The following is a 14,203-nucleotide window of genomic DNA, read 5'->3' as shown; positions in this document are numbered from 1 at the left end:
CGTCGGCCGGGCCGTAGGCCGCCGTCACGCTCAGCTGTGCGCCTCCCGACCGGAGCCGGAGCCGGAGCCCGCGCCGGAACCGGGAACGGAGGTGGGGCCCGGACCGGGACCGGGGGCCAGGACGAGTTCCTGGTCGCCGAGCGGGGCGAAGTGCCGGGCCACATCGGCGTCCGTCACCTGGTCGAGAGAGGGCGGGGTCCACCGGGGGGAGCGGTCCTTGTCGATCACCTGGGCACGGATGCCCTCCAGCAGGTCGGGTGCGGACAGGGCGGCGCAGGACACCCGGTACTCCTGTGCCAGCACCGCCTCCAGCGGCCCGAGCCCCGGTACGCGGCGCAGGGCCGCCAGCGTGACCTTCAGCGCCGTGGGCGACCTGGTGAGGATCACCTCCGCGGCCTCCTTCGCGGCCGGTGCGCCGCTGCCGAGCAGCCGCCGCACGATCTCCTCCACCGTGTCCGCCGCGTAGCAGTGCCCGGACCACTCCCGGCAGGCGTCCAGTTCCCCGGAGGGCGCCTCACCGGCGAACCCGGGAAGCACCTCGGACACCTCGGCCCCGGTCAGCGCCGCGAGGAGGTCCGGCAGCCGGCCGGACGGGACGAAGTGGTCCGCGAGCCCGCACAGTAGGGCGTCCGCCGCCCCCACCGCCTGCCCCGTCAGGGCCAGTTGGACACCGAGCCGGTCGGGCGCCCGGGCCAGCAGATACGTCCCTCCGACATCCGGTACGAAGCCGATCGCCGTTTCCGGCATCGCGACCCGGGACCGCTCGGTGACGATCCGGACATCGCCGTGCGCCGAGACACCGACCCCGCCGCCCATCACGATGCCGTCCATGAGCGCCACATACGGCTTGGGGTAGCGGGCGATCCGGGCGTTGAGCCGGTACTCGTCGCGCCAGAAGGCCGCCGACGCGGTGCCGCCCGCGCGGGCGTCCTCGTGGATGGCGCGGATGTCGCCACCGGCGCAGAGTCCGCGCTCACCGGCCCCGGTGATCACCACCGTGCGGACCGCCAGGTCGTGCTCCCAGGAGTCGAGCGCGGCGGCGATCCGGCGGACCATCGCGTGGGTGAGGGAGTTGAGGGCCCGGGGGCGGTTCAGGGTGATGATGCCGCAACGGCCCTCGACCCGGGTCAGGACGGTGTCCTCGCCCCCGGTCACCGGACGGCCCCGGTCCGGGACCCGGCCACGACGAGGCACATGAGGCGCATGATCTCTTCCGTTCCTTCCAGGATCTGACGGGGGCCCGCAGACGCGCGGACCGGTCCCACGATGCCCTACCCGCCCGGACACGTCGTATCCGCCCAGGTCCCCGTACCCGCTCGGACGTCCACGGGAAGGCGTGCCCCGTCGGTGCCGGACGGCGTCAACCCTGCTCCCTCCGTGTCTCATGTCACGGTCCGGTATGTGAACACCACTGTCCGAAGCGGGGCGACCCCTCTAGGCTGGCCGGTGCAGCTGGTTCGCCCTGTCCGCCAGACAGAGGCGTCGCAAGAGGGAACCCGGTGGGAATCCGGGACTGCCCCGCAGCGGTGAGCGGGAACGACCGCCGTCATACGCACTGGGCCCGGCCGGGTCTGGGAAGCGACGGCCAGTAGGAGTCCGCCGGGAGACCGGCGTACGTGCCCGCGAGTCCGAAGACCTGCCCGCTGTCCGCGCACGACCCCTCGTGCGCGGCGATCCCGGTGACCTCGTGGGCGGGTCGGAGGAACCCCGGACAATCGTCCGGGCGGCACATACCGGCGGACGGCCGCGCCTCGCGCGCGGGCACGGGTTCCGTCCGGTCTGTCACCCCCTTCGCGCTCCCGCCCCGTCGCCGGGATGTTCAGGAGACATCTCGCGAAGGAGAGTTCCGTGACACCGAAGTCCGCAGCCGCGGCAGCACAGGCCACCGTGTACGGCTACCCCCGCCAGGGACCGAACCGGGAACTGAAGAAGGCCGTCGAGGGCTACTGGAAGGGCCGCGTCACCGCCGACGCCCTCCGGGAGACCGCCGCCGGTCTGCGCCGGACCAACTGGCGCCGACTGGCCGACGCCGGCATCCACGAGGTGCCCACCGGCGACTTCTCGTACTACGACCACATGCTGGACACCAGTGTCATGGTCGGCGCCGTCCCCGCCCGGCACCGCGCGGCCGTCGCCGCCGACACGCTCGACGGCTACTTCGCCATGGCACGCGGCACCCAGGACGTCGCGCCGCTGGAGATGACCAAGTGGTTCGACACCAACTACCACTACCTGGTCCCCGAACTCGGCCCCGACACCGTCTTCGGCGCCGACCCCGCCAAGCAGGTCGCCGAGCTGAAGGAAGCCCTCGCACTCGGTCTCGACCCCCGGCCGGTCCTCGTCGGCCCGGTCACCTACCTCCTGCTGGCCAAGCCCGCCCCCGGGGTGCCCGCCGACTTCGAGCCGCTGACCCTGCTGGACCGGCTGCTCCCCGTCTACGCCGAGATCCTCGGCGATCTGCGGGCCGCCGGAGCCGGATGGGTACAGCTCGACGAACCCGCCCTCGCCCAGGACCGCACCCCCGCCGAACTGAACTCCGCCGCCCGCGCCTACCGTGACCTCGGCGCGCTCACCGACCGGCCCAAGCTGCTCGTCGCCTCCTACTTCGACCGGCTGGGCGAGGCCCTGCCCGTCCTGGCGAAGGCACCCGTCGACGGCCTCGCCCTCGACTTCACCGAGCGCGCCGCGGGCAATCTGGAGGACCTCGCCGCCGTCGGCGGACTGCGCGGCAAGCGACTGGTCGCGGGCGTGGTCAACGGCCGCAACATCTGGATCAACGACTACGAGAAGTCGCTCGCCACCCTCGGCACCCTGCTCGGCCTCGCCGACCGGGTCGACGTGGCCGCCTCCTGCTCGCTGCTGCACGTCCCGCTCGACGCCGACGCCGAACGCGACATCGACCCGCAGATCGCCCGCTGGCTCGCCTTCGCCCAGCAGAAGACCACCGAGATCGTCACCCTCGCCAAGGGACTGGCCCAGGGCACCGAGGCGATCACCGCCGAACTCGCCTCCAACCGCGCCGACCTGGCGTCCCGCGCCGGGTCCGCGCTCACCCACGACCCCGCCGTACGCGCCCGTACCGCCGCCGTCACCGACGCCGACGGACGCCGCTCCCAGCCCTACGCCGAACGGACCGTCGCCCAGCGCGCGCACCTGCGGCTGCCCCTGCTGCCGACCACCACCATCGGATCGTTCCCCCAGACGGACGAACTGCGCGCCGCCCGCGCCGATCTGCGCGCCGGGCGTATCGACACCGCCGGGTACGAGGAGCGCATCAAGGACGAGATCCGCGACGTCCTCGCCTTCCAGGAGAAGGCGGGCATCGACGTCCTCGTCCACGGCGAACCCGAACGCAACGACATGGTGCAGTACTTCGCCGAACAGCTCACCGGCTACCTGGCCACCCAGCACGGCTGGGTCCAGTCGTACGGCACCCGCTACGTCCGGCCGCCCGTCCTCGCCGGGGACATCTCCCGCCCCGAGCCGATGACCGTCCGCTGGACCTCGTACGCCCAGTCGCTCACCGAACGGCCCGTCAAGGGCATGCTCACCGGGCCGGTCACCATGCTCGCCTGGTCCTTCGTCCGCGACGACCAGCCCCTCGGTGACACCGCCCGCCAGGTCGCCCTCGCCCTGCGCGACGAGGTCGACGACCTGGAAGCCGCCGGGACCTCCGTCATCCAGGTGGACGAACCCGCGCTGCGCGAGACCCTCCCGCTGCGCGCCGCCGACCACGCCGGCTACCTCGAATGGGCCACCGAGTCGTTCCGTCTCACCACCAGCGGCGTACGTCCGGACACCCAGATCCACACCCATATGTGCTACGCCGAGTTCGGCGACATCGTCCAGGCCATCGACGATCTCGACGCCGACGTCATCAGTCTGGAGGCCGCCCGCTCCCATATGCAGGTCGCCACCGAACTCGCCGAGCACGGCTACCCGCGCGAGGCGGGACCCGGCGTCTACGACATCCACTCCCCGCGCGTGCCCAGCGCCGAGGAGGCGGCCGGTCTGCTGCGCAAGGGACTTGAGGCCATCCCGGCCGAACGGCTCTGGGTCAACCCCGACTGCGGGCTGAAGACCCGCGGCTGGCCCGAGACCCGCGCCTCGCTGGAGAACCTGGTCACCGCCGCCCGTGAGGTCCGCTCAGGTCTGACGGCCGGGGACGCCTGACCGCACCGGAGCGGGGGGGCCGGGCACCCGGCCCCCGCGCTCCGGGGCTACTTCGTCAGGGACGGTGGCCCGGCGTCCCCGTCGCCGTGGCGGGCGGCGAAGCGGACCGGGGCCTGGAAACGGGCCTTGCGCGCGGCCCGCCGGAAGACGGTCAGCACGGCGGGTCCCGCGAGGACGACGCACACGAAGTTGGTGACCGCGCGGCCGGTGTCCCAGCCCAGGGACGTGGCGATGTCGAAGGCGATGTAACGCTGCCACTGCTCGGTGAAGGGCAGCCCGGGAAGATAGGCGATCGAGCTGCCCGGGTCCAGGGAGAACGGCCAGAACGACAGATTCAGCAGGAACCCGAAGAGATAGCCGGACAGCGAACCGTACCCGGCGAGCAGCAGCACCTCCCGGCGGCCGGTGGCCCGGGGAAGGAACCCGGCGAGCATCCCCACGAACGCGCAGCCGAACATCTGGTATGGCATCCACGGACCGACACCCCCGGTGATCAGGGCCGACGCGAACAGCGAGGTGCAGCCCAGGGTGAAGCCGAACCCGGGACCGAACACGCGCCCCGCCAGGACGAGCACGAAGAACACGGTCTCGACGCCCGCGGTCCCCGCGCCGAGCGGACGCAGCGCCGCGTTGACCGCGGAGAGCACCCCGAGCATGGCGAGGGCCTTGGAACTGATCCCGCCCTCGGCGATCTCCGAGATCACCACGCACAGCACGAGGACGAGCAGCACCCCGAAGATCAGCGGCGGCGCGTAGTGCGAGGCGAACCTGCCGGGGGCGACGAGGAACGGCCAGAAGAAGGCGACCACCCCGAGGAAGGCCGCCATGGCGACGACGACCGCGGCGCGCGGGCCGATACGGATCGCCGTCGTGCGGGCGGGCAGCGTCATGAGTCCGCCTCGTCGTCGGGGAGGGCCGCGGCCACCTGCGCGACCGTGAGATAGGGGAGCGGCGCGAGGATCTTCGCGACCTGCGGGGCGAAGACGGGCGAGGCCACGATGACATCGGCGGTCGGACCGTCCGCCACGATGTCGCCCTCGGCCATCACCACGACCCGGTCGGCGGCGCGGGCGACGAACTCCACGTCGTGCGTGGAGATCACCACTGCCCGCCCCTCGGCCGCGAGAGCGTCGACGACACGGATCAGCTCGGTCTTGGCCCGGTAGTCGAGTCCGCGCGTCGGCTCGTCCAGCAGCACCACCCGGGGGGCCGCGGTGAGCTGGATCGCCAGGACCAGGGCCAGCTTCTGCCCCTCGGACAGATCCCTCGGATGGGTGGCGCCGTCGATCCCCGGGGCGAGCCGGTCGAGGACGGCCCGCGCGTGGACATCCTTCCCCAGGGTGAAGGACTCCCGGTCGGCCTGGGCGAGTTCCTGCTCGACGCTCTCCAGATACAGCAGATCGGTCGGCGTCTGCGGAACCAGCCCCACCAGCCGGCGCGCGTCGGCCGGGGACAGATCGCGGGGATCGCCCCCCTTCCCGCCGTCGGCCGCCGTGACCCGTACCGTCCCGCCCGACCGTGGCCCGGAACCCTGGAGCGCCCACAGCAGGGAGGACTTCCCGGAACCGTTGCGGCCCATCAGGGCGGTGACCCGGCCGCCGTGGAGTTCGAGGCCGACCTCCCGGACGGCGGGTACCCGGTCGTAGCTCACGGTGATACCGCGCGCCGTCAGCAGCGGCGGGCCCACGGCCGGGACGCCCGGCCGGGCGGGCGGCGGGGGAGCGTCGGCGAGCCGGGTCCGCAGCGGAGCGGCCTTGCGGCGGGCGTCCCGGATGGACAGCGGCAGCGGATCCCACCCGGCGGTCCGCCCCAGCTCCACGATCGGCGGCGCGATGGACGACGTACGGAACACCTCGTCGGGCCGCCCGGCCACCACCCGGCCCCCGCCCGGGAGATGGATGACCCGGTCCGCGTACTGGATGACGCGTTCGAGACGGTGCTCCGCGATCAGCACGGTCACCCCGAGGTCATGCACGAGCCGGGTGACCGCCGAAAGCACCTCCTCCGCCGCCGACGGGTCCAGCGCCGAGGTGGGTTCGTCCAGGACGAGGACACGGGGATGCGCGGTGAGGACGGAACCGATGGCGACGCGCTGCTGCTGGCCGCCCGAGAGCTCGTACAGGGCGCGATGCCGCAGATCGGCCAGCCCCAGCAGATCCAGGGTCTCCTCCACGCGCTTGCGCATGGTGGCGGGCGGTACGGCCAACTGCTCCATCGCGTAGGCCAGTTCCTCCTCGACGGTGTCGGTCACGAAACCGTCCAGCGGGTCCTGGCCCACCACGCCCACCACATCGGCGAGTTCACGCGGCGGATGGTCCGCGGTGTCACGGCCGTCGACCGTGACCCGCCCGTACAGGGTGCCGCCGGTGAAGTGCGGCACCAGGCCGTTGACGGCGCCGAGCAGCGTCGACTTGCCGACCCCGGTGTGCCCGACGACCAGACACAGCTCACCCTCGTCCACCGTCAGACCGACATCGCGCAGCACGGGCTCCGCCATGTCCTCGTAATGGACACTGACCTCGTCGAAGGTGATCACGTGACTGCCTCGCTGCGCGGGGACGGGACGGACGGCGGAACGGGTGCCCTCGGCGGCGGCGACAGGAATCCGGCGGCCCCCGCGAGCAGGATCGCGGCCGCCGGGACGAGCGGCAGCGTGGGCCAGCTCAGCGGATAGATCGACGGGTTCAGCGCGGCGGCGTCGAACCCGGCGCCGCCGAACAGGACGACGGCCGACAGCACACCGCACCCGGCCACCGCCCACTCCGCGAACCGCCACGGGTCCGGACGGTAGGTCGTCCGGGTGACCCGCCGCCCGCCCGTCCGCAGACCGGCGACGCACAGCAGCGCCCCCGCCGCCATCGCGGGCAGCCCGAGCACCCGGGGCGCGGTCGCGTCGAGCAGCCCGTACGCACCGGCGCACAGACCGCACATACCCGCCAGCATCAGCCCTCCGGTGATCCGCCGGGACGCCCGGGTGGCCGTACCGGCCCGGCCGTAGCCGCGGGAATCCATCGCCGCGGCCAGCCGCAGCGAGCGTTCCAGCGCGTCCTCCAGCACCGGGACGACGATGCCGCGCAGCGCGCCCAGGCCCTTGGCGCGGCCCGCGCGCAACCGTTTGGCCCGGTGCACACGCTGCACGCTCTGCACGAGCTGCGGGGCGACACTGAGCGACACGGTGACGGCGACCCCGAGTTCGTACAGGGCCCCGGGCAGCACGCGCAGCGCGCGTTTGGGGTTGGCGAGGGTGTTGGCCGCGCCGATGCAGCACAGCATGCAGGCGATGCGCAGTCCGTCGGTGGCGGCGGACAGCAGCGCTTCCAGGGAGACGGGGCCGCCGATCTCGATCCCGGCGTACCAGTCGGGGGTCGGGATGCGGGGCAGGGAGAACAGGAAGTGGTCGTCGGGCGTGATGCCGGTCGCGAACACCGCGCGGAACACCACCCTGATCGCGACGACGATCAGCGCGAGGTAGAGGTAGTACTTGAAGCCGCGGGCCCACGGCGCCTCGGTGCGCCGCGCGGTGATCACGTACCCGAGCACCGCGAGTACGAGGAACAGCAGCAGCGGATTGTTGGTGCGGCTGACGGCGGTGGCGAGCGCGAGGGCCCAGATCCACCAGGCCACCGGGTGCAGGGTACGGGGCAACCGGCGCCCGCCCGGGTCCGGTTCCCCAACGAGCCTACGAGCGGCGGGCTTTCGGGCACCGGGGGTACGTGCGTCGGGTGCGGGGCCGGAGGGTGAGGTCATCGGTCCCGCTCGCCGCGGCGGGGTCCGGCCGTGGCGAGCGCCGTACGGGCGGTGCCGACATGGGCGGTACGGACCCGGGCGTCCCGGACCCGGGTGGTACGGGCGGGGGCGGTGCGGACCGGGCTGGCGGTCGTACCGTCGGCAGGGGACACCGCCGCGCTTCGTACGGCGGGACCCGTCCGCCGTTTCCGTCGTGTCCGTCTGTCCGTCTCCACCCCGGCCCCTCGTCGCTTCCCCGAGCGGCAGGACGTGGCGGAGGGCGGCTCCCTGGGTGTGCCGCAGGGGAACGCCGGTCGACCACGCCGTAGTCCGCGACGGCGCTTCTCGCTGGAATCTGCCACCTCAGGCATTCCGGCTCACCCGGCTGCCGCCGGGCCTACGGTTGCGGGTCAGCGCCGGACTTCGACCGGCTTTCCCTGAAGTTGACTGCTTATCAGCCGGATTGGAACACGCGGACGAAGACAGCGTCAAGGTGACCCGGCTCGCTGCCGTGCGGCGGTCGCCGAGGACGGTCGGTACCGCTCACGTCACGCTCCGCCCGGCGCGACGCGGTAGGCATCGGCCCGCCTCGGAGCGGCCCTCCGCGCGTCTCCGGCCGGGAGGGTCAGGGCCTGCCGTCGGTCTCCGCAAGAACCTGACTGGCTGTCATATAGGTTGCGCCCGAGTGGTCCTGGCGTGCCAGGGGGTCCGGTAGCGGGGCCAGGCCGAGCATTCCCAGGGTGAGCGAGGTGGCGATCCGCTGCCAGGTGCGGGCGTCACGCAGCATCGCGTGACCCCCTCCGGGCATCCGGATACCCAGGGTCCGGGCGCCCGCCGCGCTCGCGCGCGTCAGATGTTCCCAGGTCCGCCCGGCCTGGGTCACCCGGTCCGCCGGGTCGTGCAGGGCGGCCACCATCCGGTCGCGGAGCTGCCCGACGGCCTCGCCCGGCGGGCACCAAGGGGCCAGCGCCACCACCCCGCGCACCTGCGGATCGTCGCCCGCCACCCGCAGGGCGGCGCGGGCTCCCATGGAGTGACCCATCAGCACCACGGGAACCGGTCCCGCCGCGTCCAGCAGCGCCCGCAGCGCGCGCCGCGCGTCGTGGACGGCGTCCTCGCGGGGGCCGTTCCAGCCGCGGTGCCGATAGCGCACCCGGCCGATCAGGACCCGCTCCTGGGAGGTCGCGCGGACGAGATCCGAAGCGAACGGCCGCATGCGCACGGCGGGAAGGTTCATCAGGGGTGGTGGCTCCAGCGCGTCCTCCCGGCCGCCGTGCAGAAGGAGGACGGCGGCCCGGGGTTCCGTCGGTGCCCGTCGGATCACCAACGCACCCGCCCCGCCACGGGCATCCACGTCGCCGCTCGCCTCGTCGCCGTCCGCCGGGCCGTCGCCCCCGGGGTTCACACGGTCCGGCTCCGCCGCCGCGCTCATCGGACCGTCCCCCGGTGTCCCGGAGCGGCGGGTCCGCGCGGTGACCGGGGTACGGAACCGCCGCTACGGGCGGTGGGCCCGGCATACCCGGGGTGGTCGGCCATCTGCTCCTCCAGCACACGTAGCCCGCTGCCGCTGATCAGCGGCGGGTCCGGTCCGACGTCCATGATGCCCGCCCCGGCGAGCCGGACCGGCCGCACCGGGTGCCGCCCGGCTGCCCCCGGCCCCCGCCACTGCCACGCGGGCGCCGGGCGGGCGGTGCGGCACGGGTATCGGCGGAGCGGCTCGCGTGGGTACGGCGGTGAGTCGGGTGCGGGCACCGGGAGGGCGGGTGGCGTGGGTACCAGCAGGGCGGGTCGCGCGGGTACGCAGGCCGGCGCGGGCGTGGGCGGGCGGCGACCCTGCGTACCCGGCCGGCGCCCGGGACGCCGTACGTTCCGTACCTGGCATGATCGGGGCCATGAACGACCGCATCATCGCCGCCGCAGACGGATCGTCGAAGGGGAACCCGGGCAGAGCCGGATGGGCCTGGGTGGCCGCCGATGAGCAAGGGCGCCCGCAGCGCTGGGAGTCCGGGCCGCTCGGTACCGCCACGAACAACGTCGCCGAGCTCACCGCCCTGGAACGCCTTCTGGAGGCCACCCCTCCCGGCACCCCGCTGGAGGTCCGGATGGACTCCCAGTACGCCATGAAGGCGGTCACCCAGTGGCTGCCCGGCTGGAAGCGCAACGGCTGGCGGACCTCGGGCGGCGGCCCGGTCGCCAACCGTGAGCTCGTGGAGCGGATCGACACCCTGCTGAGCGGCCGGGACGTGGAACTCGTGTACGTCCCCGCGCACCAGCAGGACGGCGATCCTCTGAACGCCATCGCCGACCAGGCCGCGAGCGACGCGGCCGGAACCCAGGAACCCGCCGGGACCGCGCTCGGCCACCACGAGCTGCCGGTCCCCGCACCGGAACGGGCCGGTGCGCCGCCCCGCGCCAAGCGCAAGGCCCCCGCCCAGCGCAAGCGCGGCAGCGGTTCCACGGGCGGCGCCCCGACCATCACGGCCAAGTTCGCAGGGCGATGCCCCTGCGGGACCGGATACCCGGCCGGAAGCAAGATCACGAAGCTCGGCAAGGGCTGGGGCCACCCGGGCTGTCCGGCGACGGAACAGGGCGCCGGGGACCGCTGAACCGGGCGACTCGAAGGCGGCGCCCGGCTCAGCCGTGGCCCGCCCCAAGGACCGGGGTTCCCGGGTTCCCGTACCGCGCGGCCCACGCCGTACGGGAACCCCGGCCCGTCAGGTGGCGGGCAGATTCACCCGGCCGTGGATCGGGTAGTGGTCCGACTTCCCGGCGTCCGGAGTGACCATGCACGCGTCGATCGGCGCGCTGTCCGGGGCGAAGATGTAGTCGATCTTGATGGACCGGGTGTCGAACGGCTTCGTCGCCCGCCCGTCGAACGGCCGCGCCGCCCAGTACCCCTCGTCGCACTCGCGGTACCGGGTATAGGTCTGGGTGAGGATGTCCTTGGGGGTGTCCGAGGACATGGAGTCCGTCGGTACGGAGTTGAGGTCACCGCCGAAGACCACCCGGTACCCCTTCTGCTCGTACTGCCCGACGATGCCCAGCAGCGCAGCGGCCTGCTTCGTGCGCGCCGCCCCCGACTGGTCGTCGGAGTTGTCGCCCCCACCGGAACTGAAGTGCGCGTTGCACGCCATGACGGCGCGGGACGGGACGGCCGCGCAGATCGCCGTACGCTGTTCCTTCCCGTCGGGGGAGGGCAGATCGTGCCGCTCGTACCAGACGTTCTCCTCGGGGACGGCGATCGCGACCCCGTAGGAGCCGCGGTCGGCCACCGTATTGCCGCCGGTGTCGGTGATCTGGCACTGCTTCTGGATCAGCGGGCCGTTCGTCCGGTGATGGAGGGGAGCGAACCGGACGTCCCACTGGACTCCGGTCCCGCCCTGGGTCACCGGCTGCTCCAGCATCAGCTCGACCCGCTTGGCGTGCTTCTCGCAGAACTCCTGGAGAAAGACGACGTCGGGCAGATGGCCGCTCGCCGAGTTCGCCAGCCGGCCCTTCAGCTCGGTGTTCAGCTCCTCGTAACCGGCGAGGCCGCCGCTCCACTTCGTGCAGTTCTTGTTGTTCGCGCACATGTTCCAGGACATCACGTCGAGACCGGAGGCCGGAGCGGCACCCGCCGTCGGCGGATCGGCGCTGATCGCGCCGACCACCGGCTCCAGCACGAACTTCTCCCAGGAACCGGCCGAGTCGGCGCGGGCCCGCAGCAGACCGTCGCCGCCGGGGTCCGCATTGGCGGAGACGTACTTCAGCGCACGCTGCTCCGGAGTGGCGGTCGGGTCGTCCGCGGCCTTCTCGCTGGCCCGCAGGGTCAGGACGACCGACCCGGCGGGCGATCCCGCGGGCGGCGCCTCGGCGGTGTAACCGGGGGTGAACTGCTGCCAGTGCCCGAGCCGGACACCCCTGGCCCGGAGCTTCCCCTTCTGGTCGCCGGGGTCCGAGAACTCGGCCGTGGCGAAGAATCCGGTGATCTCGGACCGGAAACCGACCGTCTTGGCCGCGTGGTTCGTGTGCAGGGTGAAGCGCTCCCATGAGCCGGGCGCTGTGCCGGTCATGGCCCGCATCCGCCACTCCTGGGCGCCGGCGTCGTTGAGGCCCACCGACACATACATGCCGTTCGCCAGCGACTTCAGGGCCCACTTCTGCCCGGCCGACTTCGCGATGGCCGCGGCGTCCTCCGACACCTCCGTGGCGCTCGCCGGTGGAGCCAGGAACATCTGGAACCCGACCATCGCGGCGCAAAGAGCCGCGAGTGATCTGAGGAAACGGTGCATTCAATCCCTCCCTGTATGGACATGTGATCATTGAGCAGGGGCACTCTATGGCAGCTCGGCACCGTTGTTGATCTTCCCTTCAGGCGTCACCGCCGGCCTGCCCGGCGGCGTGAAGCGCGTGGCCGTGGGGTGATCCGCCGCCAGGGGAAGAGGGTCGTTCGGGCCGGAGCGCGGACACGGTGATCTCGGGTGGCCGGATCGGTACCGCCCCTCACCCGTGCGGCGCCCGGCAGGTCCGAAATGCCGGGACGAGGCTGGCGGAATGCCGCCACGGCCCGGGCCGCTGATCCGACCGTGCGGGAAGGGGCCGGGGGAGTCCGCGGGAATGCCGCCGCGGGGAACCCGCAGGACGCCGCCGCGGGAAAGGCGCCGCGCCCGCCGGGCTGGAAGCGCGCGGCGGGCGCGGGTCACGCGTTCAGGACCGGGTACGGGCAGGGTTCACGAGGTCCGGTCCTTGACGCAGGGCAGGCTCACGCGGGTCACCGGTCCTGAACGCGGGGCGGGGCTCACGCGGCTCCGGTCCCGAAACGCGGGGCGGGGCTCGCGGGGGTCCGGTGCTGTCTCAGCCGGTCGCGGGCGGCTGGTCCGCCACCCCGGCCCACCGCTTCAGCTTTGCGGTGATCTCCTGCTGCTCCGCCGGGGTCAGGAAGGCGAGCCCGCCCTTGGTCCCGACATAGACCTTCGAGTCGCGGCTGCCACCGTCGACCCGGAAGCCCTCGGCGCTCACCGGGTCGGTCTTCCCGTAGATGTAGATCATCTCGGAGGATTCCTCACGCACCCACCTGTCGATGTCGGCCATCGCCCCGTTGTCGAACGGCAGCGGAATGCCGCGGTCGACGAAGGTGCGCGGATTGTTGATGCCCGGATAACGCAGCAGGTCGTCCAAATGCGGAGTGCTGACCGTGGGCCAGCCGGTCTGGGTTCCGGCCAGATAGAGATTCTGCTCGTCCCAGCGCAGATGCTGGTCGCTCCGGATATAGCTCGTGGTGGTCCAGCGGAGTTCGGACCAGATAGCGGCCGTGGTGGCCGAGGGAAGCGGCACGGTCCGGCACAGCCGCTCGGACTTGAGCTCCCAGAACTTCCACATGTAGTCCGTGATCGAGAGCTCGAAGGCGCGGTCCACCGAGCCGATCAGCTCGAAGGTCAGCCCGTCCAGCTGGGCCTGCTGACGGTAGAGCTCCACCAGTTCGTCCCGGCGGAGCAGGGCCTCGCGCTGGAAGGCCGCGATACGGGCCCGGCACTCGGGAGTGCCCACCTGGGCGAAGAACGCGTCGTACGCCGAATCGTCGTCGTTCCGTACGTCGTTGCGCGCGCCCAGGACATACGTCCCTTGCACGTCCGCCGGGAAGAAACGGCGGTGATAGGTCGCGATCTGGCCGGTCACCCCCATACCGGAGGACAGCCACTTCTGGCCGTAGATCCCCTTCAGCGCGACCGTCACCCGGTGCAGATCGGTCGCCGCCTGCCGGGCGTCCAGCTTCGTCAGGTCCTTCGGGCTCGGCTGCGAGGTGCCGAAGAAACGCTGCTCCACCCATACGTCGTTCTTGGGGAAGTTGATGCCCGTGGGTGTCGACAGGCCGTGCTGCGTGGGAGTGAGCAGCGTCGGCAGCCGGTCGTCCCTGTGGTGGATGACGACCAGCTGCTGGAAGGTGCCGGCCGCGGGGTTCTGGTGGTCCTTGAGCTGTTCGAACCGGACCTCGTAGGCGCGTTGGTCGGGGTGCTCGCTGTTGGTGATCTCCCGGGAGGAGACCACCCCGGGAAGCGCGGCGAGGCGGGCGTTGATGTCCGGGATGGGATTGTCGGGAAGTGCGGTGGCCGGGGAGCCGGAAACACCCACGATGCCGAAAAGCATCGCCAATGACAGTAACCATCTGACTGTGTGGCGCATTTACTCTCCTTGTGAGGAATGCAGTCTTCACCGGAGAACGTAGTTGCACATGCCCATGATCACCATGTCGGGCAATCCCCATGGAATTCCGTGAGTGGTTCCGATCCGGCCACCGATGAATCGCCGCCCATGGTGTACGGAATCC

The 14,203-nt window shown here is 72.3% G+C and carries 10 protein-coding genes and 1 riboswitch; of the genes, 2 read left to right on the top strand and 8 right to left on the bottom strand.

Annotation, left to right across the window (positions count from 1 at the left end; all coding sequences use genetic code 11):
* Positions 1–30: 30 nt before the first annotated feature.
* Entirely contained in the window at positions 31–1,155 is a 1,125-nt protein-coding gene (locus OG711_RS03880) for an enoyl-CoA hydratase/isomerase family protein (protein ID WP_329563604.1), read from the bottom strand.
* A gap of 281 nt (positions 1,156–1,436) precedes the next feature.
* Positions 1,437–1,658, top strand: a riboswitch (cobalamin riboswitch).
* A 190-nt stretch (positions 1,659–1,848) separates the two neighbouring features.
* Between OG711_RS03880 and metE the strand changes: the two genes are divergently transcribed.
* The gene (gene metE, locus OG711_RS03875) at positions 1,849–4,173 is read left to right on the top strand and encodes a 5-methyltetrahydropteroyltriglutamate--homocysteine S-methyltransferase (protein ID WP_073786423.1); all 2,325 of its coding nucleotides are present in this window, start codon (positions 1,849–1,851) and stop codon (positions 4,171–4,173) included.
* Positions 4,174–4,220: 47 nt separating this feature from the next.
* On the opposite strand, the gene OG711_RS03870 is transcribed toward metE, so the two are convergent.
* From OG711_RS03870 to OG711_RS03850, 5 genes are all read right to left on the bottom strand, one after another.
* Positions 4,221–5,063, bottom strand: coding sequence for an ECF transporter S component (locus OG711_RS03870; RefSeq protein ID WP_073786420.1), 843 nt, complete (start codon positions 5,061–5,063; stop codon positions 4,221–4,223).
* On the bottom strand, positions 5,060–6,709 hold the full coding sequence (locus OG711_RS03865) for an ABC transporter ATP-binding protein (RefSeq protein WP_329558391.1): 1,650 nt from the start codon (positions 6,707–6,709) through the stop codon (positions 5,060–5,062). Before OG711_RS03865 ends, OG711_RS03870 begins: the two co-directional genes overlap by 4 nt.
* Positions 6,706–7,920: an energy-coupling factor transporter transmembrane component T gene (locus OG711_RS03860; RefSeq protein WP_329558390.1), complete on the bottom strand. Its 1,215-nt coding sequence runs from the start codon at positions 7,918–7,920 to the stop codon at positions 6,706–6,708. Before OG711_RS03860 ends, OG711_RS03865 begins: the two co-directional genes overlap by 4 nt.
* Positions 7,917–8,072: a hypothetical protein gene (locus OG711_RS03855; protein ID WP_329558389.1), complete on the bottom strand. Its 156-nt coding sequence runs from the start codon at positions 8,070–8,072 to the stop codon at positions 7,917–7,919. Before OG711_RS03855 ends, OG711_RS03860 begins: the two co-directional genes overlap by 4 nt.
* A gap of 452 nt (positions 8,073–8,524) precedes the next feature.
* The gene (locus OG711_RS03850; protein ID WP_329558388.1) at positions 8,525–9,331 is read right to left on the bottom strand and encodes an alpha/beta hydrolase; all 807 of its coding nucleotides are present in this window, start codon (positions 9,329–9,331) and stop codon (positions 8,525–8,527) included.
* A gap of 448 nt (positions 9,332–9,779) precedes the next feature.
* On the opposite strand from OG711_RS03850, the gene OG711_RS03845 reads away from it, so the two are divergent.
* A complete protein-coding gene (locus OG711_RS03845; RefSeq protein ID WP_073786413.1) occupies positions 9,780–10,505 on the top strand; it encodes a ribonuclease H family protein in 726 nt (241 codons plus the stop codon).
* A gap of 108 nt (positions 10,506–10,613) precedes the next feature.
* Here the strand turns inward: OG711_RS03845 and OG711_RS03840 are convergent, their stop codons facing one another.
* Together OG711_RS03840 and OG711_RS03835 are read right to left on the bottom strand one after the other, a co-directional pair.
* Positions 10,614–12,170 carry an endonuclease/exonuclease/phosphatase family protein gene (locus tag OG711_RS03840; RefSeq protein WP_329558387.1) on the bottom strand — a complete coding sequence of 519 codons (1,557 nt, stop codon included), beginning with the start codon at positions 12,168–12,170 and terminating at the stop codon, positions 10,614–10,616.
* Between the two features lie 562 nt (positions 12,171–12,732).
* Complete coding sequence (locus OG711_RS03835) at positions 12,733–14,022, bottom strand: S28 family serine protease (RefSeq protein ID WP_329558386.1); 1,290 nt, start codon at positions 14,020–14,022, stop codon at positions 12,733–12,735.
* Between the last annotated feature and the right edge of the window lie 181 nt (positions 14,023–14,203).

The sequence above is a fragment of the Streptomyces uncialis genome (assembly GCF_036250755.1).
GTDB lineage: Bacteria > Actinomycetota > Actinomycetes > Streptomycetales > Streptomycetaceae > Streptomyces > Streptomyces uncialis.
Note: the sequence above shows the minus strand (reverse complement) of the source record. Positions and strands in the feature narration are given on the sequence as shown.

Excerpts from the sequence above, each read along its gene's own strand:
- OG711_RS03860 (WP_329558390.1), bottom strand. The coding sequence starts at position 7,920 with ATGACCTCACCCTCCGGCCCCGCACCCGACGCACGTACCCCCGGTGCC.
- OG711_RS03870 (WP_073786420.1), bottom strand. The coding sequence starts at position 5,063 with ATGACGCTGCCCGCCCGCACGACGGCGATCCGTATCGGCCCGCGCGCC.
- OG711_RS03840 (WP_329558387.1), bottom strand. The coding sequence starts at position 12,170 with ATGCACCGTTTCCTCAGATCACTCGCGGCTCTTTGCGCCGCGATGGTC.
- OG711_RS03850 (WP_329558388.1), bottom strand. The coding sequence starts at position 9,331 with ATGAGCGCGGCGGCGGAGCCGGACCGTGTGAACCCCGGGGGCGACGGC.
- OG711_RS03835 (WP_329558386.1), bottom strand. The coding sequence starts at position 14,022 with ATGCTTTTCGGCATCGTGGGTGTTTCCGGCTCCCCGGCCACCGCACTT.
- OG711_RS03845 (WP_073786413.1), top strand. The coding sequence starts at position 9,780 with ATGATCGGGGCCATGAACGACCGCATCATCGCCGCCGCAGACGGATCG.